This window comes from Nostoc sp. (assembly GCF_036918015.1).
GTDB lineage: Bacteria > Cyanobacteriota > Cyanobacteriia > Cyanobacteriales > Nostocaceae > Nostoc.
On record NZ_JBALEO010000083.1, the window covers coordinates 234503 to 259508 of the forward strand.

The 25006-nt window shown below is 41.5% G+C and carries 20 protein-coding genes; 12 read left to right on the forward strand and 8 right to left on the reverse strand.

Going from position 1 to position 25006, the window contains the following annotated elements; translation table 11 throughout:
• The first annotated feature begins 163 nt into the window (after positions 1 to 163).
• Positions 164 to 1759 (forward strand): S8 family serine peptidase, encoded by a 1596-nt coding sequence (locus V7K61_RS25040; protein ID WP_335057501.1) that lies wholly within the window; start codon positions 164 to 166, stop codon positions 1757 to 1759.
• Between the two features lie 398 nt (positions 1760 to 2157).
• Complete coding sequence (locus V7K61_RS25045; RefSeq protein WP_335057503.1) at positions 2158 to 3489, forward strand: serpin family protein; 1332 nt, start codon at positions 2158 to 2160, stop codon at positions 3487 to 3489.
• A gap of 217 nt (positions 3490 to 3706) precedes the next feature.
• Here V7K61_RS25045 and V7K61_RS25050 read toward each other — a convergent pair whose 3' ends face one another.
• Positions 3707 to 4309 carry a hypothetical protein gene (locus V7K61_RS25050; RefSeq protein WP_335057505.1) on the reverse strand — a complete coding sequence of 201 codons (603 nt, stop codon included), beginning with the start codon at positions 4307 to 4309 and terminating at the stop codon, positions 3707 to 3709.
• Between the two features lie 733 nt (positions 4310 to 5042).
• Here V7K61_RS25050 and V7K61_RS25055 point away from each other — a divergent pair.
• Both V7K61_RS25055 and V7K61_RS25060 read left to right on the forward strand, forming a co-directional pair.
• A complete protein-coding gene (locus V7K61_RS25055) occupies positions 5043 to 5252 on the forward strand; it encodes a hypothetical protein (protein ID WP_335057507.1) in 210 nt (69 codons plus the stop codon).
• A 63-nt stretch (positions 5253 to 5315) separates the two neighbouring features.
• The gene (locus V7K61_RS25060; protein WP_335057509.1) at positions 5316 to 6980 is read left to right on the forward strand and encodes an FAD-dependent oxidoreductase; all 1665 of its coding nucleotides are present in this window, start codon (positions 5316 to 5318) and stop codon (positions 6978 to 6980) included.
• A 112-nt stretch (positions 6981 to 7092) separates the two neighbouring features.
• Here the strand turns inward: V7K61_RS25060 and V7K61_RS25065 are convergent, their stop codons facing one another.
• Complete coding sequence (locus V7K61_RS25065) at positions 7093 to 7413, reverse strand: DMT family transporter (protein WP_335057625.1); 321 nt, start codon at positions 7411 to 7413, stop codon at positions 7093 to 7095.
• A 572-nt stretch (positions 7414 to 7985) separates the two neighbouring features.
• Here V7K61_RS25065 and V7K61_RS25070 point away from each other — a divergent pair.
• The 3 genes from V7K61_RS25070 to V7K61_RS25080 all read left to right on the forward strand — a co-directional run bounded on the left by V7K61_RS25070 (position 7986) and on the right by V7K61_RS25080 (position 11756).
• Positions 7986 to 9164, forward strand: coding sequence for a GNAT family N-acetyltransferase (locus V7K61_RS25070; RefSeq protein ID WP_335057511.1), 1179 nt, complete (start codon positions 7986 to 7988; stop codon positions 9162 to 9164).
• A gap of 181 nt (positions 9165 to 9345) precedes the next feature.
• Positions 9346 to 9888 carry a hypothetical protein gene (locus tag V7K61_RS25075; protein ID WP_335057513.1) on the forward strand — a complete coding sequence of 181 codons (543 nt, stop codon included), beginning with the start codon at positions 9346 to 9348 and terminating at the stop codon, positions 9886 to 9888.
• 566 nt (positions 9889 to 10454) lie between these two features.
• Positions 10455 to 11756 (forward strand): serine hydrolase, encoded by a 1302-nt coding sequence (locus tag V7K61_RS25080; protein ID WP_335057515.1) that lies wholly within the window; start codon positions 10455 to 10457, stop codon positions 11754 to 11756.
• Positions 11757 to 12125: 369 nt separating this feature from the next.
• On the opposite strand, the gene V7K61_RS25085 is transcribed toward V7K61_RS25080, so the two are convergent.
• A complete protein-coding gene (locus V7K61_RS25085) occupies positions 12126 to 14291 on the reverse strand; it encodes a cytochrome-c peroxidase (protein ID WP_335057517.1) in 2166 nt (721 codons plus the stop codon).
• A gap of 282 nt (positions 14292 to 14573) precedes the next feature.
• Here V7K61_RS25085 and V7K61_RS25090 point away from each other — a divergent pair, with 282 nt between their 5' ends.
• Positions 14574 to 15497, forward strand: coding sequence for a DMT family transporter (locus V7K61_RS25090; protein ID WP_335057519.1), 924 nt, complete (start codon positions 14574 to 14576; stop codon positions 15495 to 15497).
• 507 nt (positions 15498 to 16004) lie between these two features.
• Positions 16005 to 17720 carry an alpha/beta hydrolase gene (locus tag V7K61_RS25095; protein WP_335057521.1) on the forward strand — a complete coding sequence of 572 codons (1716 nt, stop codon included), beginning with the start codon at positions 16005 to 16007 and terminating at the stop codon, positions 17718 to 17720.
• A gap of 111 nt (positions 17721 to 17831) precedes the next feature.
• On the opposite strand, the gene V7K61_RS25100 is transcribed toward V7K61_RS25095, so the two are convergent.
• The 4 genes from V7K61_RS25100 to V7K61_RS25115 form a co-directional block, all read right to left on the reverse strand.
• Positions 17832 to 18275 (reverse strand): type II toxin-antitoxin system PemK/MazF family toxin, encoded by a 444-nt coding sequence (locus tag V7K61_RS25100; protein WP_335057523.1) that lies wholly within the window; start codon positions 18273 to 18275, stop codon positions 17832 to 17834.
• Positions 18269 to 18511: an AbrB/MazE/SpoVT family DNA-binding domain-containing protein gene (locus V7K61_RS25105; protein WP_104900084.1), complete on the reverse strand. Its 243-nt coding sequence runs from the start codon at positions 18509 to 18511 to the stop codon at positions 18269 to 18271. The genes V7K61_RS25100 and V7K61_RS25105 overlap by 7 nt, the downstream gene beginning before the upstream one ends.
• A 169-nt stretch (positions 18512 to 18680) precedes the next feature.
• Positions 18681 to 18989, reverse strand: coding sequence for a type II toxin-antitoxin system RelE/ParE family toxin (locus tag V7K61_RS25110; RefSeq protein WP_289794744.1), 309 nt, complete (start codon positions 18987 to 18989; stop codon positions 18681 to 18683).
• Positions 18986 to 19252, reverse strand: a complete 267-nt coding sequence (locus V7K61_RS25115; RefSeq protein ID WP_334902686.1) for a type II toxin-antitoxin system ParD family antitoxin — start codon at positions 19250 to 19252, stop codon at positions 18986 to 18988. The genes V7K61_RS25110 and V7K61_RS25115 overlap by 4 nt, the downstream gene beginning before the upstream one ends.
• A 206-nt stretch (positions 19253 to 19458) precedes the next feature.
• Here V7K61_RS25115 and V7K61_RS25120 point away from each other — a divergent pair, with 206 nt between their 5' ends.
• From V7K61_RS25120 to V7K61_RS25130, 3 genes are all read left to right on the forward strand, one after another.
• A complete protein-coding gene (locus V7K61_RS25120) occupies positions 19459 to 21840 on the forward strand; it encodes an ATP-binding protein (RefSeq protein ID WP_335057526.1) in 2382 nt (793 codons plus the stop codon).
• Positions 21841 to 21892: 52 nt separating this feature from the next.
• Positions 21893 to 22366, forward strand: coding sequence for a response regulator (locus V7K61_RS25125; protein WP_099102797.1), 474 nt, complete (start codon positions 21893 to 21895; stop codon positions 22364 to 22366).
• Positions 22367 to 22644: 278 nt separating this feature from the next.
• Positions 22645 to 24393, forward strand: coding sequence for a hybrid sensor histidine kinase/response regulator (locus tag V7K61_RS25130; RefSeq protein ID WP_335057528.1), 1749 nt, complete (start codon positions 22645 to 22647; stop codon positions 24391 to 24393).
• A gap of 29 nt (positions 24394 to 24422) precedes the next feature.
• Here V7K61_RS25130 and V7K61_RS25135 read toward each other — a convergent pair whose 3' ends face one another.
• Positions 24423 to 24914: a hypothetical protein gene (locus V7K61_RS25135; protein WP_335057530.1), complete on the reverse strand. Its 492-nt coding sequence runs from the start codon at positions 24912 to 24914 to the stop codon at positions 24423 to 24425.
• Positions 24915 to 25006 lie beyond the last annotated feature (92 nt).

Here is a 25006-nt window from a genome sequence, read left to right on the forward strand (position 1 = left end):
CAGGGGGCAGGGGAGCAGGGGAGCAGGGGAGCAGGGGAGACAAGGGGACAAAAGTTAGATCCCCTTATCTTGTTGTCCTCTTCACCATACCCAATGACCAATGACAAATGACAAATGACCAATGACAAATGACCAATGACTAATAACTAATGACCAATAACTAATGACTAAAAAACTAACCTGGATATTTTGGGGATTAACTGCTTCTTGTCTGAGTGCGCCAGTAATTGCTTCAGCTTTAGAATCTGCACTAGGAACTAACGGCATTGATGCTCTGAAGCTACACCAAGCTCCTTATAATTTAATCGGTCGTAAGATTGCTATTGGTCAAGTTGAAATTGGCCGGCCGGGAATGTTTGGGTGGGATAAGGCGGTGTCTAAAAATCGTGCCATATCTTTAGCAGCGGTTTTCTTACGCAATGGCCCAGCTAAGTCTAATAATGGTGTTGACGCCCACGCCTACAATGTCGCCGGTGTGATGGTGAGTCAAGACAAAGCTTTGCCAGGAGTTGCTCCAGGAGCGCGATTGTATTCGTCGGCGGTGGGTTCGACTAAAAACATGGGTCAGCCAGAGGAATGCTTATCGGCACAGCACATAGCGCTCCAAAATGGTGGTGATGTCCGTGCGATTAACTTTAGCTTTGGGGAACCTCTGAGCCGCGATCCTCGACCGGAAGCTACTTTAGACGGCAATGCTTTACTAACTTTATGTGTTGACTGGTCTAGTCGCGCTCATGATGTTTTGTATGCGATCGCTGGCAATCAGGGGAAAGGTGGTATTCCTATTCCTACAGATAATTTTAACGGAATAAACGTGGCTTTTTCATCCCGCCGAGGGGGAGTTTTTAACAAAGTAGACGTGGCTAATCTGGCGGGTGTTAACCAAGGGGTGAATGGAAGACTAGCTGGAAGGGAATTTGACCTTGATGGGCGTCGCGCTATCAGTTTAGTTGCTCCTGGTAATAATATTCCTTTGCTTAATCCAGATGGCAAATTGAACAAGGTTACAGGTACTAGTTTTGCCGCGCCTCAAGTTACAGCTACTGTTGCTCTGTTGCAGGAACTTGCAGACCGACAGATGCGGACAAAACAACCCCACTGGAGCATTGATTCTCGGCGTCATCAAGTGATGAAAGCTGTATTGCTGAATTCAGCAGACAAACTTCTAGATAGCGGCGATGGCTTAAAGTTGGGAATGACTCGGACGCTAATTGATAAACAAAATCAAAACTGGCTAGATTCTGATGCTTATAAAGATCCAAAGATTCCCTTAGATGCCCAAATGGGAGCGGGTCATTTGAACGCATTTCGCGCTTATCAACAATTTAGTGCTGGTCAATGGCAAGCATCAGCTGCGGTGCCGGCTATTGGTTGGGATTATCGCACAGTTGATGTTGGAGCATCTGTTGACTATATATTAGCAAAACCCTTAAAGCAGGGAAGTTTTGTTGCTGTCACCCTGAGTTGGGATCGATTGGTAGAACTCAACGATAAAAATAAAAACCAGCAATATGATCTAGGCGAAAATTTTCGCGATCGCGGCTTAAATAATCTCGACCTATACTTAGTAAAAGCTGATGCTCAAAATTCAGATGTTGGTGCTGTTTGCTCCTCAATCAGCCAAATCGATAGTGTAGAACATATTTTCTGCCCCGTTACTGCTGCTGGCAATTACAAAATCCGCGTCCAGTTTCGTCAAAAGCTCAATGAAGCGACTCAACCCTATAGTTTAGCTTGGTGGAGTGTACCTATTAATTGAAATAAGTTAGCACAAATATCTGTGTAAAATTACAGCGTTTTTCTCGTTCCTATGCTCCGTATGGGAACGAGATTTCCTGCCTCTGAAAAACCTTATTCGATCTATAAAAACCTCACAGAAGTGGTTATTTTATGATTACGTAGCTTACAATACCTTTATACGTAAAGATAAAAATTCTTAGAAATCAAAATTTTTATAAGTCGTCTGTATAGCCGTCTCAATAAGGAATTAGCAATTCCACAAGTTGTGTTTAATTACTCTGAGCTACTAAATTGCTGTTACGAAAACTGTAACAGTCCCATTTTTCTATTGGAGTAAATGCAATAGTTAATCATTGACACAGTATCTGCGTCAACTCTGAGCACAAATCGGGAATCTTTGGCAAGTGAGGTAGCAGAATGAATCGCCATAAATTGAGTGATGCAAAAGAAAATTTCCTACAAAGACGTTACGGTGTGAGTCTAGGTAGACGTTATGCTCTGGCAGCTGCAAGTGTCGTTTTATTCAGTGTATTAGGGTGTTCTCAAGTCGATAGTAATAAAAGTGCCCTTGCTCAATCTAGTTTACCTCAACCAGAAACTCCATTGCAAAAAAAAACAGCCAACACTGATACAAAAATAGTTGAGGCTAGCAATAAGTTTGGCTTCAAACTATTTTCAGAAGTGCTGAAAAACGATCGGGGTGGGAAGAATATTTTTATCTCACCTTCGAGTGTTGCGATCGCTCTTGCTATGACTTACAACGGCGCTAGCGGTTCGACTCAACAAGCAATGGCAAAAACCCTAGAATTACAGGGGATGAATCTACCAGAAATTAACTCTTCTTATGCGGCGGTATTAAAACAGCTTTTAGACAATTCAGATGCGAAAGTGCAATTGAAAATTGCTAACTCACTTTGGGCAAATCAAAATGTTAGCTTTGCACCAGACTTTCTCAAGAGAACCCAGGACTTCTATCAAGCCAAAGTCAGCAATTTAAACTTTCAAGATGCCGCCGCATCGAATATTATCAATAACTGGATCAAAGAAAATACTAATGGCAAAATCACTAAAATAGTTGAAAAAATTGAACCAAATCAGGTATTATTTCTGATTAATGCCATATATTTTAAAGGTAATTGGACTAACGAGTTTGACAAGAAAGAAACTGCTCCATACCCTTTTTACATCACATCTGGGAGGCAAAAACAACACCCAATGATGTCACAGAAGGGTGATTATAGATACTATGAAAGCGAAAAGTTTCAGGCAGTTAGTTTACCTTATGGAAAAGATGGTAAGACAAGTTTTTATATCTTCTTACCCAAAAATAATTCTAACCTCAAAGCGTTTTATCAAAACTTAAATGTTGAGAACTGGGAAAAATGGATGACTCAGTTCAACAACCAAAAAGGGTTTATTCGCCTACCCCGCTTCAAAACAGATTACGATATTACACTCAATGATGCTTTAAAAACTTTAGGTATGGGGGAGGCTTTCAGCAACAAAGCCAATTTTTCTGGCATGGGTAAAAATTTTGCCATTAGCCAAGTTAAGCATAAAACTTTTGTTGAAGTGAACGAAGAAGGGACTGAAGCGGCTGCGGCTACTTCAGTGGAAATAGTAGCAACATCTGCCAGACAAGAACCAGAACCATTCCGAATGATTGTCGATCGTCCCTTCTTCTGTGCTATTCGGGATAATCAGACGGGAAACATTTTGTTTATGGGTTCAATTATCGAACCACAATGAGGATGTAGGAAGTATTGAAGACTTCATCTTTTTAAAGAGAACTTCCAAAAAATAAAATCCCCAGTGAATATACAGCATATTTCAAGTTGGTGAGGTACACAAGCTAAGTCTGTTACCCAGATATAAACCGTGTTTTACTCCTGAATTCTGAATTCTGAATTCTGAATTCTGCTGTAAATGATTAATTTACATTCACTGTATGTGCAGATAATAATTTTTAGAAGTCATTATCCGTAAAGGGAACTATGGATGGTGAAAATCTTTTTAGTGATGGGGAAAATTCTAACCTCGCGGCATAATCATCTGTTTGTGATAGTTCCAGTTCAATTGTTTGCTGTTCTTTTTCATCAAAAAGCAACTGAATTTGATAACTTGTCCAGAATTGTTCACCTAGTTCATCTTCTAAATCAAAAGGCTGTTCTTCATCACCCCATATATTCGACCAAAGGACTATTTGATTAGCCCGAAAATGGTTTTGACCTTTTGTATCTCCAACTACAAAATATACTTCGAGATTTAAATCAAATCCCAAATCATCGACTTCTGCCTCTGCTATTTGACAGCTAACGACAATTAAACTATCTGGGTTAATATCTACTACCTGCTGTTGGCGTTGTAATAATTCTTGAAATACAAAATTAGGTAATAATTTTGAACTCTCCTCAAGTAGAGTTTTTTGAGTTTCTGGAGAGTAACGAGTTTTTAATTCTTGCGTGATTAAATTTAAAATATCTTCACTGGCTAAATTGACAACTATCTGTTTATTTGCGGGATTAAGGAAACATCCTTGATTAAGATTAATGTGTTTTTTAATTGGCATAGTTCTCTAAAATCCTTTTAATGCAAACGGATAATTCACAAATCAAGCTCAAACAAAGATAAGGAATAAATATTACTTTAGCTTCTATTCTATATTTTTAGCAAGAGGTACTTAACAGCAATTGCATCTTTAGTTAAACCAAAATTAATGATTTAGAAGATGTCAAATTACTAAATGGTGTTTCTGGTCTAGGGATTTTCTTTGATGCCGATCGCTTTGATGGTAATGGCTCTGAGGAATTAGTTGGTATTATTCAAAATCAACAATCTCTAGATAATCTGCAAATTAATTTAGGTCAAGCAATTACAACTGTCACCTAACAATAACTAGATTTAAAGTAGCTAAATGCTATTTAAAGAGTGGATTTTAACTGTATACTTAAGCCATACATACTATAGTTAGGGTAATTTGCCAATTAGTACTAATGCAATAAAATCGTAGCGAGTTATACGAGCTTTTGACAAAGTACAGATGATTTCCCAATACCTCAATGTCAGGAATGCCCTGCTGGCTGATTTAATCCAGTTTCAGATTAGCGTGAATGACCCAAATAGTTTTATGATTCTCTACGAAAGCATATTTGAAATTGTTTAGGTCTACTACCAAAATATTCTCAAGCTCATTCTGAATTCTGACTCACCTCGACTCCTTTCGACTTCGCTCAAGGCAAGTCGCTCGGCGACCACCTGACTCCTGAATTCTGTTTTGATAAAGTACAGGGAGATGCAAAAGTATGGTTGAACACTCATTTCATGACCAACTGAGTTTAGAGGAACAAACTGAAAAACTCGGCAAGCAAGCAGTAAGCTTGGGTTTGATTCCCAGCTTTGTGGTGCATTACTTTCCTGATACCTGGGTATTTTATATACCCAATGAAACTCAATCGGAATCGCTGACACCAGAAGAGGCATACTTTCGTTTAAGGCAACTGGTTAAACAGTAGATATTTTGACGACAGATTTTTGAAGACAAGGCTAGACACTGCAATTGTTAAGTAACAGTAGTTATGGCGAAACCAGCAATTTTAACCGTCGATGACGATCCAGAAGTATTGCAAGCGGTGTCACGAGACTTGCGTCATCAGTATGGCGATCGCTTCCGTATTGTTCGGGCAGATTCAGGTATTACGGCTCTGGATGTAGTGCAGCAACTAAAATTGCGGAATGAAGCAGTTGCTCTATTTTTGGTGGATCAACGTATGCCCCAAATGGGAGGCGTGGAGTTCCTGGAACGGGCAAAAGACATCTTTCCCGATGCGAAACGTGCCTTGTTGACGGCCTATGCAGATACGGATGCTGCGATAAAATCAATTAATAGTGCCAGACTTGATTATTACTTACTCAAGCCTTGGAATCCACCAGAAGAGAGGCTATATCCGGTTTTAGATGATTTGCTAGATGACTGGCTAGCTGGATTCCGCCCACCCTTTGAAGGCATTCGAGTCATTGGTAATCGCTGGTCGCCTTTTTCACATCAGGTGAAAGACTTTTTAGCACGTAACCAGGTTCCATTTAAGTGGTTAGATATTGAACTGGAACCGGATGCAGAAAAATTGGTGGAATACGCCCAAGCTGATTGTAGACAGCAATTGCCATTGGTGCTGTTCCCCGATGGTTCCCGATTAATTCAACCATCTAATTTAGAAATTGCCGCCAAAATTGGACTGCAAACTCAGGCAGAGCGTCCGTTTTATGACTTAGCGATCGTGGGTGCTGGGCCTGCCGGATTAGCCGCCGCCGTCTATGGCGCTTCTGAGGGATTGAGTACTGTCTTAATTGAGCGTGAAGCCCCAGGAGGACAAGCAGGTACGAGTTCGCGGATTGAGAACTATTTGGGGTTTCCTGTTGGCTTGAGTGGCAATGATTTGGCAAGGCGAGGAGTCACTCAGGCGCGGCGATTTGGGGTAGAAATTCTCACTCCTCAAGTGGTAACTGGGGTTCGACTGGAAGATCCTTATCGGGTTCTGCAATTGGCAGATGGTAGCGAGATTAGTTGCCATGCACTTTTAGTTGCAACCGGTGTTTCCTACCGTTGGCTAAATGTTCCAGGAGCAGAGAAGCTCACAGGAGCAGGGATTTACTATGGTGCTGCCATGACTGAGGCGATCGCCTGCACCAACGAAGAGGTTTACTTAGTAGGCGGGGCAAACTCTGCTGGACAGGCAGCAATGCACTTTTCTAAGTATGCCAACAAAGTGATTATGTTAGTGCGGGGTGAGTCACTAGCATCAAGTATGTCTCAATATTTGATTGACCAAATTGCCGCGACTGAAAATATCAAAGTTTGCACGGGTTGCAGCGTCGTGGAAGTGAAGGGAGAGGAACATTTAGAAGCAATTGCGATCGCCCATGCCAACACTGGACAAACCGAAACCGTGCCGGCGCGATCGCTGTTTATTTTCATCGGTGCTAGCCCCAAAACTGATTGGCTCGATGGCGTTATTCAACGCGATGCTCAGGGGTTTATCATCACAGGGCCAGACTTAGTACATAATGGCAAATCTCCTCGTGGTTGGTCTTTAGAACGCTCTCCTTTCTTATTAGAAACCAACATTCCCGGAATCTTCGCAGCCGGAGATGTCCGCTATGGCTCAATTAAACGGGTGGCATCCGGTGTCGGAGAAGGTTCGATCGCCATTCAATTCGTTCACCGCTACCTAAGTAATGTTTAGCGAAAGCAGCCAATACTAAGCTGTATAAAATCTGCAAACCCTCTCCCCAGCCCCTCTGCCCCTCTGCTCCCCTGCCCCTCTGCTCCCCTGCCCCTCTGCTCCCCTGCCCCCTTCACTGACTTGCGTTGATGCCAATCACCCCGATGATGATTAAGGAGATCGACACAAGTTTGATGAATGTGGCAGATTCCCGAAACCAAATAATCCCAATAAGAGCTACTAGAATAGTTCCCAATCCAGCCCAGACAGAATAGGCGACACTTACTTCAAGTCTCTTGAGAGCAAAGGTCAAAAAAGTAAAACAAAGTCCATAGAAAACAAATATTAATACTGAAGGAACTATTTTAGTAAATCCCTCTGATAATTTCATGCAAGTTGTGCCTGAAACTTCAAAAAGGATGGCAATTATAAGGTAAATCCAACTTGTTAACATATTTTTTGTAAGTGGTTTGTTAAGAGCAACTGCCCTAAAAATAGAATAAACAGTCTTGAAGTAACTCATTAAAAATTTTTACCAGTGTAATATCAATTCTCCATGAAGATGCTTTGGAGGGAAGGCGTAGCCGGGAGTTGAAGAAGAATTCAGAAGTCAGAATGGGCTAAACGCCCCGCTATCGCTAACAGGAGTCAGAATGAATCAGTGGGGGATTCAGACCCGCCACTGATAGCGTAGCGTTAGCGAGTCCGCGTTCGCTTTTAGCGTCTCGTAGAGAGCGTCTTGAAGACCACTAAATATGCAGATTTAGTGGGGGTCTTAAACCCCTGGATTCATCCACCAGTCACACAAAATTCATTCTGAATTCTGGCTCCTGACTCCTGAATTCTGTTTCGATAAATATATGCAGCTTCACAAAGAAACTGTATAGGTGTTCCAATATTTAAAACCAAACGTGCAGTAGTATAATTGAGGCTATTCCGGGGCTTTATGGCGATGAAATTGCTCAAGTATTAGGGCAACATCTGCTGTAGTGTGATTGTGTTTTTGTCCTACTAATGGTACGAGAGATGACGGCTCAATTTGAATACAGCACTCTTGCCGATCCACAGGATATTCAGCAGCTGATGTATATCCTTGAGCAGTGTTTCATCAGCGGAGTTGGTGGCGAGGAAGCTTATATCAATCTCATTGGCGTAAAAAATTTCCGTATTATTCGGGGATTTGGGCAATTAGTTGGTGGATTGGCAACTCTGGATATGGGCCAGTGGTGGGGTGGTGTGCGTGTACCAATGACAGGAATTGCCGCTGTGGGTATTGCTCCAGAGTATCGCGGTTCGGGATCTGCGATCGCTCTCATGCAGCAGACGCTCAAGGAACTTTATGCTAAAGGTATACCGCTCTCTGCTCTTTATCCAGCTGTGCAAACTCTGTATCGAAAAGTCGGCTATGAGCAAGGGGGTAGCTGGTGTAATTGGGAAGTTGCTACTAGGAATATCCAAGTGCGAGAGCAATCCCTACCTTTGCAACCCATAGTGAATATTAATCATCAAGTCTTTCATCAACTATATCAGCAGCAGGCGAAACTAACGCATGGATATTTAGATCGACATCCCGCAATCTGGGAGCGGTTAATTCAACCAGATGAGAAGGAAACATTTTACGCATATTTTATCGGTACAAAAGAGAAACCCGAAGGTTACATCCTCTTCAGTCAACATTCAAAAGAGGATGGCGCAATTTTGCGAATCAAAGATTGGGTAATTCTCACAGTTGCAGCCGCACAAACATTCTGGTCTTTTCTTGCCAGTCATCGCTCCCAAATTGAACACGTGCGATGGAGGAGTTCTGTAACCGATTCTTTGACATTACTGCTACCAGAGCAAACTGCCAAGCTTAAGAATACGATGCGTTGGATGCTGCGGGTAGTAGATGTAGTCAAGGCGCTGGAAATGCGGGGTTATCCTTCGGGAATTGAAACTGAACTGCACTTAGATATTCAAGATAATTTGCTAGATGCAAACAATGGTAAATTCATTCTTTCTGTCGCCAATGGACGCGGTGAAGTTACAAAAGGTGGAAAGGGTGAGTTGCAGTTAGATATCCGAGAACTAGCACCACTATATACAAGTTTGTTCGCTCCCTACCATTTGCAAATAGCCGGAAAACTGCATGGGACAGAAACCGCTATTTCAGCAGCTACGCAAATATTTGCAGGTAGTTCTCCTTGGATGGCTGATTTCTTTTAACGTGAGTTTGACGAACCTTTCCCTGCGTTAGTTCAAGTTTGTGAGTATTAAATGTAGGTTGGGTGGAGCGGAGCGCAACCCAACACATATCAGGATGTTGGGTTACGCAAAGCCTCCATCCAACCTACAATTTTTTTTGCTACATTTTTTTGCAACATTTGAGTAATGACACGCCAGTAGAGTGCGTTCTGGACACGCCGAAATAACAAATGCGTTCGCCGAAATAGCAAATGAGTACGCCGAAATAGCAAATGAGTACGCCGAAATAGCAAATGAGTACGCCGAAATAGCAAATGAGTACGCCGAAATAGCAAATGCGATCGCCGAAATAGCAAATGCGATCGCCGAAATAACAAATGAGTACGCCGAAATAGCAAATGAGTACGCCGAAATAACAAATGCGATCGCCGAAATAGCAAATGAGTACGCCGAAATAGCAAATGAGTACGCCGAAATAGCAAATGCGATCGCTGAAATAGCAAATGCGATCGCTGAAATAGCAAATGCGATCGCTGAAATAACAAATATAGCGGTTCTCAATTGCGTGAAATACAGACCTAACCCCCAGCCCCTTCCCTGGGTTCGCACAGCGTCTCGTTGGCGCAGCCTCTCGTTGAGAAGAGAGGGAAGGGGAGTAAGCCTCAAAGCCTTTCTTTTTTTAGACTACGGTGTACACACAGTCAAATTACCCCCCTTAATCCCCCCTTATAAAGGGGGGAAATAAGAAATCTAGTTCCCTCCCCTTTCCAAGGGGAGGGTTAGGGTGGGGTAAAGCCCTGGTTAATCAGCTATTTCAGACTTGTGTATACACCGTAGAGGCATCGGCGAGGGGCGGTTTTGGCTTTAGACAAAACCGGGGTGGGGTGACGCGGTGAGTAACCGTAAGTGAATGAACTCAATATCACGTCTTAACAAGGGTTTCACGTTAAGTTGACACGTATGGGCAATGCCGTGCCCCTACGCGAAATCTATATGTATTAGGGTTTTAGTGAATGGGTTTTACTTTCTCTCTCTACAAAACATAAGTTGGAAACATAATTAATCCTTCGCTCGTCCTTCCGCTAGATTAACAATTTCTGTTGTTGTCAACTCACACACAAATAAAACTGTCAGCGATTTACTTTTAATAAGTAATGATGATTTATCGTGCTTATCTAATCCCAAACCTCATCTAGTAAAAATAACTCAACGGGATTTATGACTTTTTCCCGGAAGTTCAGCACAATCATCAGAAAACAATCTAAGTAAACCTGATTAGTTGCTCCTTACTTGTACACCCACAATCACAACATGAAATCACATCTACTGGCGATTGGTTTAAGCAGTTTGGTTCTAGTTGCAGGACAAGCTAAAGCCTCACAATTACAGTCTTGGTACTATGATTCTAGCCAAAATCAATTAGACCTAACTACCACTTCGGGAATAGAACCAAAAGCCTTTATATTAGATAATCCTAATCGATTAGTGATTGACTTACCTGGAACTAATTTTAATTCCGATACTGTCAAACGAAGTTTTGGTAAGGCAGTGAAAGAAATTCGCCTCGGCAAACCAGACCCTCAAACCACTCGTTTTGTCGTCGAATTAGCTCCTGGTTATGATGTTACTTCCCAAAATATATCAATTAAAGGAGATTCCCGTTCTCATTGGATTTTCAAATTCAATTCATTTAACCGCCAAAGTAATCCCATTGTTGGAGAAAATCGAGAAGATATTGCCATCAGATCCACAGATGCATCGACATTTGCCGGAGTTGTAAATCTTGGTCAAGAGATGGCTGGTATTACTTCTCAGATTCGCAGTTTGTTAGCAAGTTATAAAACATTGAATCCGGGAATATTTTTCTTAGATTTAGATACAGGAAACTATATAGATATTAATGGCGAAAAAAGATTTGCTGCTGCCAGTACAATCAAATTTCCCTTATTAGTGGCTCTTTTTCAAGAAATAGATGCAGGTAGAATTAAACTCACCGATAAATTAGTGATGCGGCGCGATTTAAAGGTGGGCGAATCTGGAATTATGCAATACAAACCCATCGGCACTAAATTTAGCGTCCTGGAAACTGCTACCTTGATGATGACAATCAGCGATAATACCGCCACAAATCTAGTTCTCGATCGCTTGGGTGGTGCTGCAAAAGTTAGTCAACGTTTTCGGAGTTGGGGATTGCAAAATACAGCAATGCGGAATCTACTTCCAGACATCGGTGGCACAAATACAACTAGTTCCAAAGATTTAGTCAGATTGGCGGCGTTAGTTTCTAATAATCGTTTGTTATCCCCAACTAGCCGCAATCAAGTTTTAGGCATTATGCGCCGTGTCAAAACCAATAGTTTACTACCAGCAGGTATCGGTCAAGGAGCGACCATCGCCCACAAAACTGGTACATTGAGATTTATCATTGGTGATGCGGGTATTATTCAAATGCCCAACGGCAAAAGCTATTTAGCAGGTGTTTTGGTGCAAAGACCAAACTACGATCAAAGAGCTGGAGATTTTGTCCGTGAAGTTTCCAGAAGAGTCTATAATTACCTAGACAATACCAAAGTTAGCAATATACAACCAATACTTGGCGATGGCACTCGTTAGTCAAGCGATCGTAACTACTAGTCCACCACATCAATGAAGAGTGCTGAGTGCTGAGTATTGAGTATTGAGTATTGAGTATTGAGTATTGAGTATTGAGTATTGAGTATTGAGTATTGAGTATTGAGTATTGAGTATTGAGTATTGAGTATTGAGTAGGGTGAATAAGTTCGTAGTGAGGGCTTTAGCCCTCAAGCCAAGGACTAAACCCGCATTTCTCACAAGTTTGAAATGCTCTTGAGCATTGGTGAGAAATCCGGGTAAAGTCCTTACTACGAACTTCGCAATTGCACCAAATCGCAAAAATAGGGACGTACATTTGTACATCCCTACATATCTATCTGTATTCAGGTATTTCGTCGTGAAATGAGATTAACTCAGGAAATTTGGTGTACCACTATTACCACTCCTACCAACAGCAGGAATTTCCACTGTGTCATCTGTAGCTTTACCAGTGCCGTCATTGACAACGTAATTAGTGTTACCCACATGTCCATTAGGGATAAACAATTGTGGATGGTCAAAGGGCGCTTTATCAAACCGAACTCGGTCATCAGTCAGCGCTTTTAAAAAGGCGACCAATTCCTGTTTTTCTACTGGTGAAAGATTTAGCGGCGGAAGTACTCCAAAATCACCACCACGATTGTAAAAATCAATCACTTGCTCTAGAGTTGCCTGACCTCCATTGTGAAAGTAGGGAGCAGTTAGTTCCACATTGCGAAGTCCAGGTGCTTTGAAAGCTCCGTTTGCAAACACAGGTTCAGTGAAATTCAACGGTGGATTAAGGGTTGGGGGGTTTTCGCCCAGGAGATCCTTAAATTTACCCAACTGAGCCAATCGTGCTTCTGAAAGCGGATTACGTTGACCGTTACTCTGCAAACCGTCATAACCACCCAAACCGGGGTCGTCTGTGGCAGGTCTGACACCGATATTGAAGAAACCAGTGTCTTCTGGGGATTTTGGCCCAAACGGCGCACGTTTGATTCGTCCCTCTTTAGCCACGTTGCTGACTGAAGCGGCTGTTAATTCTAATCCACTGTGGCAACCAATACACAGAGCTTTGCCCTCAAACAGTCCTTTCCCTCGTTGCTGCTGCGCAGTTAGGGCGCTGGTGTTTCCTTCCAAGTAGCGATCGTAGGGCGTATCATAGGAAATGAGCGTAGACTCGTACAATTGAACTGCCAGCCCAAAGAATAGCGAGAAGTTGTACTCTAGTAATGTGTACTCATTAGTCTGCAAAGAGCGATCGGGCCTTTTGACAATAGTCCGTTTACCGTCAGAGTCAACTTGGATGAGTCGATTAGAATTCCACCACTCCGGCTTGAAGGCATCTTGAATCATCTGCTCGTATGTTCTATCTTTAAGTCCAGGTTGAGGCGATCTACTATTTTTACCTAAAACGCTGTCTTGTGGATGCACAATCTGTTTACCTAGTGGTCTCAGAGGTAATAACTTTTTCGCAAGTTTTCGGGGGAGCTTTTTCCCCTTACCAACGGTGAGAGGTGTTATGTCAATTCGCCCGAACTTATTACCCCCGAACTTATCACCAATTTCTTGAAAAGTGCGACCATCTGCGGATGACTCAAAAGAACTGAGTGGCGGCCCGACAGCTTGAGATGCCAAAGATGAGTTCTTGAGGCTGACTTTTACAAATTCTACACGAATTGGGTTTATAGCCTTGACGAGGGCGGCGTTAGGATCTCTTAAACCGAAGGGATTCACCCCATTAAAGATATCTTGTGCCCTGCCATCCCAAAAGTTGCGGAAGTTGAATGCGGCATTGATCACGGTTGGCGTGTTACGCGGCTCGACGCGCCGCACATTGATACCTCCTACGTTAAACACCGGATCTGGCTCGGTTGTAACTTTGTCTTCTGCATTTCCAGGTGTGACATCCACAAACTTCGTATTGAAAATCCCCTGAGAAGAACTGACATCGTTACGGTCAGATACAACAGTCGTAGGATCGTTGGGGTTTGACAGCTTATGGAAGGGAAAATCTCCTGGTTTTAGTTGATAGTTTGGTAGCCCGCCGACATTGAAAACTGAATCTGGATTCTCTGTACCATCGGCGTTGACTCGCAAAAGCCCAGGAGCAATCTGATTTTTGGATCTATTGTCAGCTCCAGCATGGAAATGACAACTAGCACAGGAGGTCTTTCCATCGCTCCCAACCTGCATATCCCAAAAAAGAGTCTTTCCTAATTTGATTGCAGCCGTTTTGTCTTTTACGAAGTCTCCAAGATTGTCAGGTTCTGGAACCGATACGCTCTTGAGGGAAACTGGAGGCGGGCCTGTAATCTTTGCTGATACAGTATTTCCAACTATTACTGCTGCCAAAATAATTACAGCAATTGTTATAGTCCTTGAAAATTTCGATCTCAAGTAGTTAGGCTTGCCATATCTGAATTTCCACTGTTGCTGCTTTATTTTTGTCACCAAAGATTTGAGCAAAAATCGACCTCTTGAGGTCAGCAATAAGTAACTTGATAAGGCAGTCGTAAAGATTACTAAGCTGATTATGGGTATAATCCCCATAGTTGTATTATAAAGTAACACCGAGATAAAGTATACATTTACGAGGAAGTTTGAAATTTAATATTCATGTAAAATGAACACGTAAATTACGAATTTTACGTGAATACAAAAAAACCTCTTTGTGGCTACGAATAATAAATTGAGTTAGATAAATTGGTTATTTTATATTGAATTTGCATTAACTAAACTATTAATATATTTTATCGATAAGAGTTTGATAAAATGTTTAGATATTTAAATTAGATATAACTTACTTATCAGTCCTACTTTTTGGCTATTTTAATGCTACTACATAAAAGTTCTGGTCGGTGGCGCTTAGGGCTAACGTTATCGCTGTTGACAGTGTTTTTGTGGGGAATTTTACCTATTGCTCTTGCAGTAACTCTCCAAGTACTTGATGTCTATACCGTTATTTGGTTTCGTTTTTTAGTATCATTTATATTGCTTGCTGTGTATTTAGGGATACGCGGCAAATTACCCAAATTAGAACAACTGCGCTCTGCTTCTGGAAAATTATTAGCGATCGCGACAATATTTTTAGGGATTAATTACTTTTCGTTTACCCAAGGTTTAGCATTAACATCGCCTGCTAACGCTGAAGTTCTCATTCAATTATCTAGCCTTTTATTAGGTTTTGGAGGGTTAGTAATTTTTAAAGAACGTTATCGGCTGTCTCAATGGATTGGCGTTAGTGTCATGATTTGTGGTTATCTTTTATTTTTTCGCGAACAACTAACGAATTTAATTACAGCACATGGCACATATATACTAGGTAGTGTTTTAATTGCGCTAGGATCGACAGCTTGGGCTATTTATGCTTTGGCACAAAAGCAGTTATTACAATCTTTATCTTCCAGCAGCATCATGCTGATTATTTATGGAGGCTGTGCTTTATTATTCACTCCTCTAGCCAAAATTAAATCACTTTTTATACTTGATACTTTCCATTTAGGAATGTTGATTTTTTGTGCCTTGAATACCTTAATCGCTTACGGTGCTTTTTCTGAATCATTACAACATTGGGAAGCATCACGAGTAAGTGCAGTAATAGCTTTAGCTCCCATTGTGACATTAATAGCAGTCGCGGTTGTATCAGTTATTGCACCTGATTGGATACCACCAGAACACTTCACCTTCATAGCAATATTTGGAGCGGGTTTAGTAGTTACAGGTTCAGTAGCGATCGCTTTGGGAAAAGCTGATTAATCGCCATATTTTTCAGGATTTTTACTGGATTTTTCAGCTAGTGAATTTGTGCAATATTCAAAGCTACAACATAAATACTGAGGCAGACTATTTTTTATTTGTTATGATTTAATAGTGAAGGCAAACTACTGAAGTCAGTCGGATACTTTACCCATCTGCGTGACTTTGTAGGATTTGATTGTTGACTTTATAGCCGAAATATCCTTGCAAAAGAATTCAAAAATCAGAATTCAGGAGTCAGAATACATTACTAGGTAATTGGGAATCACTACTTTTTTTGACTACTAAATCTCAGATTTGGTGGAAATTTCAAACCCATTTATACCCATTATTTTCAGCCAGCTACATTCGCAAGTCATACATAATTCATCGTGAATTATAAATACTGACTCCTAAATTCTGTTTTGATAAAATTGAGGCTAATAACTTTAAAGAAACTAAGCAGGGCGCCCGAATAACTACCAAAGCCAACACCTGATAAAACCAGACCACCGAAATAGTTGAGCGATGAATAGTTTGTTTGGTAATTGGGCCAGCACCCTCAGAAAAAATTCTTTATTGCTGGTTCTGTCAATGGTGCTGCCAACATTTGGAATTAGTAATTCTGTCTTGGCAGCAGAGCGGATTTATGCATCTTATTCAGCTTTGGAGCTTTCAATTTCAGTCACAACTTTAGAGAACTACGCCAAAACAGGTGTAATTAACGAAGACTTAGCAGCCTATCAGCGATATCTGCCTGTAGAACAGCTTCAAGAATTGCGGCGGATTTTGCTTAATCGTGTGAAAGTTAGTCCAGTAGTAGTTTCGCAACTTCTTTACACACCACAAGGAGAATTTTTACTGCATCGATTGACGCAAGTGATTATAAATAAATCTTCTCAACCAGAACCAGGATTTAGTGCTTTGCGTTCGGCGCTAATTTTAGCCTCTGGTGAATCGGGAGGTTTGACACTTTTAAATGTGTTGCGTAAATATCCCACCAGCAGCATTCGCCTTGATGTCGCCGAGACTTTGGAAATAGCTACGGAATTGGAGAAACTTGTTAACCAAACCCATCAGGCGATCGCAGCTGTTTCCCAAAGGTCTAAAATAGAAGCTGAGAGCATTTCTCAACCAAATTTCTCGCAATTGCCCGATTTAAAGGTTCCGGGAAAATTTAAGTCGCAAAAATACATCCTGAAGTTTTTCGACTCAACCCGCAATCGGCTTTTATTGACTGATGTTTACATTCCCAATGTCCAGAAGACTGCACCGATAATTGTAATTTCTCACGGCTTGGGTTTAGACAGCAGTAACTTTCAATATTTAGCCACTCACTTAGCTTCTTACGGATTTGCCGTCGTTGTTCCCAATCATCCTGGTAGTGATGCGAAACAATTGCGTTCTCTGTTAAAAGGACGCGCCATTGAAGTAGCAGAACCAAGTGAATTTCAAGACCGACCAATGGACATAACATATATACTGAATCAATTGCAAAAAGGTAATCAATCTGATTCACGGTTTAAAGGTCGCCTAAATCTGCAACAAGTCGGAGTATTTGGTCAATCTTTGGGAGGCTACACAGCCTTGGCTCTGGCAGGCGCTAAAATCAACTTTGAGCAGCTAAAACAAGACTGTCAACCAGCAGCACTACAAAATACCTGGAATATGTCTTTACTGCTCCAGTGTCGCGCTTTAGAATTGAGCATTAGTAAGTCTGGCAAAGATTATAACCTGCGGGATGAGAGAGTGAAAGCTGCGATCGCAGTTAATCCCATTACTAGTTCGATTTTCGGCAAAGCTGGCTTAAGTCAAATCAAAACTCCAGTGATGATTGTCAGCAGTAGTGATGATACAGTTGCACCAGCTTTATCCGAGCAAATTTTACCTTTCTCGTGGTTGGCAAATTCCCAAAAGTATCTCGTCATGCTTGTTGGTGGTACACACTTTTCCACCATTGGCAATGCAAACCCTGCAAATCAACAAGTAGCATTACCTGCCGATATGATTGGCGATGCTTCTCAAGCACGTGATTACATGAATGTTTTGAGTTTACCTTTCTTCCAAACATACATTGTAGGCAAGCCGCAATACACACCATATCTGAATGCCGCTTACACTCAAAGCATTTCTAGTAAATCTCTTGGTTTGAGTCTCGTCAAGTCATTGAATACAGCCGAATTAGCTCAATTATTGGATATAAAAGGAGCCAAACCCGTAAAAAAAAAGTTCCCAACACCATAGTCAGCTTCGGATTTTGGATGTTGGATATTGGTGTTGCATTGCTGCACGTGATGATTTTTATTTGATTTGTACAGACGTAATTAATTACGTCTGTAAAATTTATTTGCCTCTTTATAAAATTAGAGGCTCAATTCTTGCTTGGACTTCTTCAATTAACTCTTGTTCAACTTTCTCTACAAACAAAACTTTTCTAACTTTCCAGTCTAGTGATTTGATCTGATCGGCTAGCACCACGCCACTGGTTATCATTCCGTCAGGAAGCGGAACCTCAAAGTTAAGACCTTTTTTTTGATTAGTAATTGGACAAATTAGAACTATAGAAGCCATTCGATTGTATTTTAATGGCGACATAACTAAAAAAGGACGATAGCCCATCTGCTCACGCCCTTGAGGTTTTAGTTCAGCATTAAGGGTTTCAGCAATATCTTCAAATGACATTCCTGATGTTCTCAGGGCTAATACACGTCGGATCGAATCAGCCGTAATTTGCTTTGTAGTTCCGCAGTCTAACTTGACAATATCACCTCTATCTGGAATGTATGGTTTAACTACCAAACTTCATTCCCCACAGCAGATCCAGTATCTATTTCAGAATGGAAATTATCTGGAGTCATACCTTCCAATAATTCATCAAGCGTATATTTTTTTCGCTGCTGCGGCGTGATCACAATACTATTGCCTGAAATGCTGAAAGTTATGTCTGTCCCCTCTTTGACATTAACTTGTTCAGCCAAAGCTTTCGGAAGTCGAATAGCTAGACTGTTTCCCCACTTCGTAACAACTGTAGTCATAACTACCTCAAAATAAATGCTTTTTTAGAGAATTTCACACCCAAATATAAAACTTTCGGAGCTTGACGCACCTAATTTTGGACTATTTTACGTATCTACTTTGAATATACCATAATTTGTATTTTCGCTATGTTACGGCTTCCATAACGTACCGAAAACCATCTTCTAATTATTCTCCGGCGAGTTCCCGCGCAATATCCATGTTTGCTGCCAGTACACGCACGATTTCAACGGGGTTTTCACCTCTGTAGATCAGGAAATATCGGGGCTGCACCAACCAGAAACGGACGGGAAGCGGAGTCAGGTCGTAACGGTACTGTCCGATTCTGGGGTTGTCTGTCAGTAATTCACAGGCACAAAGAAGCTTATCTAGCACCTGTTCGGCAGCATCCGAATTATCTCGCGCAATATAGGCATAAATTCTCGCGAGGTCGTTCTCTGCTTGCGGGGAGAGAATATAAAGTTTTGGGTTCGTCACAACGATTTTTTGATCAATTGTTGTGCTTTATTGCGGATGCGCTCTCGCGCACCTTCTTTGGGAAGACCTTGTGCATTATCAAGCTCCGAAAGACCAATAGCAATTTGCTCATTGAGCCACAATTTATATTCCTCGGAATGGTCGTTAAAGCGTTTCAAAAGACGCAACCCCTCCCGAATCACCTCGCTTTGAGAATGGTACAAGCCGGACTCAACCTGCATTTGGACGAAGGCTTCCAACTCAGGAGTAAGGGAAATATTCATATATCTAATTTATTTATAACAATAATAGACATTATAATAACAGTTTTTGTTATTGCTTGCCAGTGAAAACTTTCGCAAATATCTACGTAAAAACCGTAACAAGTAGAGTTGATATGCGATCGCACTCATACTTCTCGACCTATACTTTAAAGAAATATGACATTTAATTGCGTTATTGTAAAAGTCAGCTTTACATAAGTTCAGTTATGAGCCAGCCGGAATATACTACAGCCCAAGCTACTGCCCTGACTAACCACGATCGCAAACCAATTCATATACCTGGCTCTATTCAACCTCATGGCATTCTCCTGGCACTCAGTACTCAGCTAGAGATACTGCAAGTTAGCAACAATACCCAAGTGTATTTGGGCAAAGGGCCAGAAGATTTACTCGGTCGGCCCTTGAGCTATTTAATTGACCCTCGGCAAGTGGAAATTGTCAAGCAGTGCTTAGTAAAAAAAATTGGTAGCGCTCAGGCTTTTAAAGTATCAATAAATACCTTAAGTGAAAAAAGATACTTTGATGCTATTGTTCATCGTACAGAAGAAGCTGTGATTCTGGAGCTAGAACCAACTGACTCTGAATCTGAGGTGAGTTTCTTAAGCTTTCATGCTTTGGCGGGTGAAGCGATCGCTAAAATGCAAAGCACATCTAATCTGGGAGAATTTTTGCATTTAGTCGCACAAGAAGTCCAAAAAATCATCGGTTTCGATCGGGTGATGGTCTATCAATTTGACGAGTCAGAAGCGGGTTCTGTTGTTGCAGAAGTTAAACGGGAAGATTTATCACCTTATTTAGGACTCCACTATCCGGCTACAGATATTCCAGCGCAGGCTAGGGAGTTATACACGCGCTGCTTTCTCCGATTTCTCCCTGATTTGACTGCCGAACCTGTCAAACTAGTTCCAACGGAAAATCCGACAACACATCAGGATCTTGACTTAAGCTACTGTCTGCTACGGAGTTTTGATTGGTGTTGTACTGAATATCATCAAAATATGGGAGTGAAAGCTCTTTTGGTGATTTCAATTATTCAAGAGCAGAAGCTTTGGGGATTAATATCCTGTCACCATCAAACACCAAAGTATATTTCTTACGAAGTCCGCAAGATGTGCGAATTTTTGGGACAAATTGCATCTTCAGAATTAGCGCACAAAATTAGTCACTCGGAATGGGATTATAAAGTAAAACTCAAATCGCTACAGTCTGAGTTTTTAGAATCTATTTCCCAAGCAGACAATTTTATTGATGCTCTGATCAAACCGGAAATTCGCTTGCTCGATCTTGTGAGTGCTTCAGGAGCGGCAGTTTGTCTGGATAATGAAATTAACCTTGTAGGAACAACACCGAATATTGATGAAGTTCAGGCACTCATTGAATGGGCGGATACCCAAGTTAGTGACAACCTGTTTTCTACCGATTCTCTGCCGAAGCTTAACTCAGAGGCGCTGATATTTAAAGATACTGCTAGTGGCTTGTTGCTAATGCGGATTTCTAAAATCCGGCGCTATTACATCCTGTGGTTTCGCCCGGAAGTTATCCAAACGGTACACTGGGCAGGAAATCCACAGGAATCCATACAAGCTCAGGCAGATGGTAGCTATACCCTGTCTCCCCGAAAATCCTTTGAACAATGGCAAGAAACGGTTAGATTAACTTCTCTACCTTGGAAAGCTTGTGAACTTGACAGTGCGATCGCTCTGAGAAATGCGATCGTTGGTATTGTACTCTCGAAAGCGGATGAATTAGCTAAAATCAACTTGGAGTTAGAGCGCAGCAACCAAGAACTAGCATCCTTTGCCTACGCCGCTTCCCATGACCTCAAAGAACCTTTGCGGGGCATTTATAACTTCTCGACAGTGTTGCTAGAAGACTATGCCCAAGTATTAGATGATGATGGAATTGAGTGCTTGCAAACAGTAGTGGCCTTGTCTGTACGCATGGAAACTCTGATTAATGCTCTGCTGCGGTTATCGCAGTTAGGACAAGCACAACTGCGTTTGCAAGCAACTGACCTCAACGAATTGCTCAACCAAGTAATTGATGTTTTTCGTGCTAGTCGCCAAGACTCTGGGCTTGTAGATATCCGCATTCCTCGCCCTTTACCAACAGTTTTGTGCGATCGAGTGCTGGTTAATGAAGTCTTCAGTAATCTGCTTGGTAATGCGTTCAAATACAACGATAAGGCGGAGCAATGGGTTGAGATTGGCTATTTTTCTCAAGAAGAGGCAGAGGGGCAGGGGAGCAGGGGAGCAGAGGGGCAGAGGGGCATGGGAGCAGGGGAGCAGGGGGAGACAAGGGGAATAACCCATACCCAATGCCCCATGCCTACTTGCCCTGAGCGAAGCCGAAGGGATGCCCAATCCCCAATCACTTTCTATATACGAGATAACGGTATTGGAATTCCACACCATCACCTAGAAACTATCTTTAGATTATTTAAGCGGCTCCACTCCCAGGAAAAATACGGTGGAGGAGCAGGTGCGGGACTAGCTATTGTTAAGAAGATTGTTGAGCTTCATAACGGTAAAATTTGGGTGAAATCTACTGTAGGCGTTGGCTCAATGTTCTATTTTACGCTGGAATAGTTTAAGATAGTGGCTAAATATGTATTTTTGTTAAGCTCTTTTAAGATCGCGAATGACAAAAAAACTTCATGAACCGCTGCTCGTTGTTGAGGACAGCAATGAAGATTTTCGGATGCTGCAACGTCTGATGCGGCGTATGTCCGTCCAGAATCCTATACACCGTTGTACTAATGGAGATGAGGTTTTAGAGTTTCTCTATCAATTAGGGAACGATGCCTACACTAAAGGCGAAGACCTACCTAACTCAAAAGTAGTATTACGACCCTCTGTGATCTTGCTCGATCTGAATTTGCCAGGTATTGATGGGCGTGACATTTTAGATCGGCTCAAGCAAGACAAGACTTTCAAGGGAATCCCCATCGTTGTTTTTACCACATCATCTAACCCCAAGGATATTGAATTGTGCTACCAAAAGGGCGCAAATGGATATCTGGTAAAACCGATGGATGCTCTGGAACTAAAAAAGACGATCCAGGCATTCGTAGATTACTGGCTTGAAGCCAATACGCCGCCTGTATTGGATTAATTTGTTTATTTTTTGTTGATGTAGCAGTCGGGGAAAAACGATCATAAAGGAGACGGCTCAGAGGACACAGAGACATTTTCCTCTTTGAGTCACTGTGTCTGTTTGTCTCAGTTAGATTCCTTTTCCCCATTTCCTATTTTTGACTATTTGGTGTTTCTTTAGGATTACTAAAGAATTTAGATTTTATTTACACTTATTTTATATTATTTTTAGAATTATGCAAGAAAACACAATCTGGATAAAAGGGATCTATATGGCTCCCTGATCCTCATAACCTTATGTTGGACACATGGACGCTAGTTATCATCGATGATTGTGCGGCAGATCGGAAAATTTATCGTCGATATCTTTTGAAAGATCCGCACCAGTCCTACCAGATTTTGGAGGCAGACTGTGCAGAAGAAGGACTTGCTTTGTGCCGAAAAGTACGCTGCGATGTCATTTTGCTGGATTTTTGCCTACCTGATATGAGTGGGTTAGAACTTTTCGATCGCATCCAGCAGGAGATATTTAAGACTTCTGTCCCCGTGATTATGTTGACAGGGCGCGGTGATGAAGAAATCGCTGTGCAGGTAATGAAACGGGGTGCTTTAGATTATTTAGTCAAGCACAATCTTACACAGGATGTGCTGCAACTAGCAGTCCGCAACGCCATTAAGCAGTCGTGCTTGCAAGCCCAACTGCTCAAAACTCAGGAGAGACAACGCCTAATTGCCACAACTGCTTTACGAATTCGCCAGTCTCTTAACCTAGAGCAAATTTTGAATACAGCTGTAGCCGAAGTTCAGCAACTTCTGAAGTGCGATCGCGTGATGGTTTATCAGTTTGCCCCAGATACAGATGGTAAGATAGTCGCCTCATCAGTTGAGTCATACCGCACTGTATTGTGCGATCGCGTCGGCGCTGGGACTGGGGAGCAGGGGAGCAGGGGAGCAGAGGAGCAGAGGAGCAGGGAGGAAGTTGCAGTAGGTTTTTCTTCTGTGCCCCTCCGCCCTTGTACCCCTTTGCCTGTTGTGCCCAATTCCTCATCCCCAATCCCTTATATCTATGAGCTTGGCTTGTGTAATTGTGTCAATCTAAAAGAGCAATTTAATACTAAGGCAAATCTAGTAGTTCCGATTAATCTGAGCAACAATGGGAACCCAACCCCCAAACTTTGGGGTTTATTGATTGCTCACCATAATTCCGGGGAGCGACACTGGCAAACTGATGATGCAGAAATGCTCAATGAAGTATCAGTACAATTAGCGATCGCTATTCAACAAGCGGAATTATTAGCCCAAACTCAAGCAGCCCTTGCAAAAGAAAAGCAACTCAATGTATTTAAATCCCAAATAATTACAACGGTTTCCCATGAGTATCGAACGCCGCTAACTTCAATTCTGGCTGCTGCATCAACTTTGGTAAAACATAGCCAGCAGCTAGATGAGTCTAAACAAGAGCGATTCTTGGGAATCATTGAACAGAAAGCCAGGTATATGTCCAAACTTGTGGATAATATGCTTCTGGTTAACCAACTCGAACTGGAAAAACCCAAGTTTCAACCAATTTCAGTCGATTTACTGCAATTTTTTTCTGACCTTTTAGAACAAGAGCGAGAAACAGTAGGCGATCGCCACGAATTGATTTTTAAAGTTACTGGTAATCATCATGGATTTTGGGGCGATCGCGGGCTTTTGCAACAAATTTTTATTAACTTAATGTCCAATGCAATTAAGTACTCTCCAGATGGAGGTAGTGTAGAATTCCACCTGATCGGCAAAGAATCAGAAGCCATTTTTTACATTAAAGACTGTGGAATTGGTATCCCGATGGCAGATCAAGAAAATTTGTTTCAATCCTTCAGTCGTGGAAGTAACGTTGACACAATTCCTGGTACAGGCTTAGGACTAGCGATCGCTAAAGCTTGTGTCGAGTTACATAGTGGCAATATTACCTTGTCAAGTGAAGTGGGGCAAGGAACTAAAGTTACAGTTAGCTTACCGAAGATATGCCCAACTGGTCAACTATCCCCATCATCCACTTGATTTAGATAATTTTAAAAAGCATCTTGTAATTATTGCTCTTGAATTTCTATTTTCCTAATTAACCATTCTTTGATTGTTTTCCCGCAAGGCTCAGAACTTTGGCAATCACTGACGTTCTCTAGAGAATAAGACATTTTTACTTTTTTGTTGACGTATTTCTCTGGTTCGCAAACCTCAAAGACTGCACCGACACCTTCATAGACTTTGCCATTTTCATCGACAACAGTAACGTAGCATTTTAAGTCTCCGTTTTGCATATCTTTGATAGTACCAGAAATTGGATTATCATTTTTAATTTCCTTGGATTGATTGTTTTTAATAGATGTTGAATTAATTAACTTTTTGCTGTTATCTAGTTTTACTTCATTTACAGAAATAGATTCAGAATTAACTTGGATAGCTGTTGCAGGATTTGCTTGATTAATTTTATTATTTCGAGAAGCGCTTTTGTCAGAGTTACTACAACTCATAATCAACAGAGAACAAAAAAGCAATGTAGTAGTAAAGATTGTTTTTTTCATTTCATTTCATTTATGTTTATAAAAATCATTGATGGTTGTTTTCTAAAAGCGCTATAGGTAAGTTATTTGATTTACAATGAAAACTTTCATTA

Excerpts from the sequence above, each read along its gene's own strand:
- V7K61_RS25040 (WP_335057501.1), top strand. The coding sequence starts at position 164 with ATGACTAAAAAACTAACCTGGATATTTTGGGGATTAACTGCTTCTTGT.
- V7K61_RS25045 (WP_335057503.1), top strand. The coding sequence starts at position 2,158 with ATGAATCGCCATAAATTGAGTGATGCAAAAGAAAATTTCCTACAAAGA.
- V7K61_RS25050 (WP_335057505.1), bottom strand. The coding sequence starts at position 4,309 with ATGCCAATTAAAAAACACATTAATCTTAATCAAGGATGTTTCCTTAAT.
- V7K61_RS25055 (WP_335057507.1), top strand. The coding sequence starts at position 5,043 with ATGGTTGAACACTCATTTCATGACCAACTGAGTTTAGAGGAACAAACT.
- V7K61_RS25060 (WP_335057509.1), top strand. The coding sequence starts at position 5,316 with ATGGCGAAACCAGCAATTTTAACCGTCGATGACGATCCAGAAGTATTG.
- V7K61_RS25065 (WP_335057625.1), bottom strand. The coding sequence starts at position 7,413 with ATGTTAACAAGTTGGATTTACCTTATAATTGCCATCCTTTTTGAAGTT.
- V7K61_RS25070 (WP_335057511.1), top strand. The coding sequence starts at position 7,986 with ATGACGGCTCAATTTGAATACAGCACTCTTGCCGATCCACAGGATATT.
- V7K61_RS25080 (WP_335057515.1), top strand. The coding sequence starts at position 10,455 with ATGAAATCACATCTACTGGCGATTGGTTTAAGCAGTTTGGTTCTAGTT.
- V7K61_RS25085 (WP_335057517.1), bottom strand. The coding sequence starts at position 14,291 with ATGGGGATTATACCCATAATCAGCTTAGTAATCTTTACGACTGCCTTA.
- V7K61_RS25090 (WP_335057519.1), top strand. The coding sequence starts at position 14,574 with ATGCTACTACATAAAAGTTCTGGTCGGTGGCGCTTAGGGCTAACGTTA.
- V7K61_RS25095 (WP_335057521.1), top strand. The coding sequence starts at position 16,005 with ATGAATAGTTTGTTTGGTAATTGGGCCAGCACCCTCAGAAAAAATTCT.
- V7K61_RS25105 (WP_104900084.1), bottom strand. The coding sequence starts at position 18,511 with ATGACTACAGTTGTTACGAAGTGGGGAAACAGTCTAGCTATTCGACTT.
- V7K61_RS25115 (WP_334902686.1), bottom strand. The coding sequence starts at position 19,252 with ATGAATATTTCCCTTACTCCTGAGTTGGAAGCCTTCGTCCAAATGCAG.
- V7K61_RS25120 (WP_335057526.1), top strand. The coding sequence starts at position 19,459 with ATGAGCCAGCCGGAATATACTACAGCCCAAGCTACTGCCCTGACTAAC.
- V7K61_RS25125 (WP_099102797.1), top strand. The coding sequence starts at position 21,893 with ATGACAAAAAAACTTCATGAACCGCTGCTCGTTGTTGAGGACAGCAAT.
- V7K61_RS25130 (WP_335057528.1), top strand. The coding sequence starts at position 22,645 with ATGTTGGACACATGGACGCTAGTTATCATCGATGATTGTGCGGCAGAT.
- V7K61_RS25135 (WP_335057530.1), bottom strand. The coding sequence starts at position 24,914 with ATGAAAAAAACAATCTTTACTACTACATTGCTTTTTTGTTCTCTGTTG.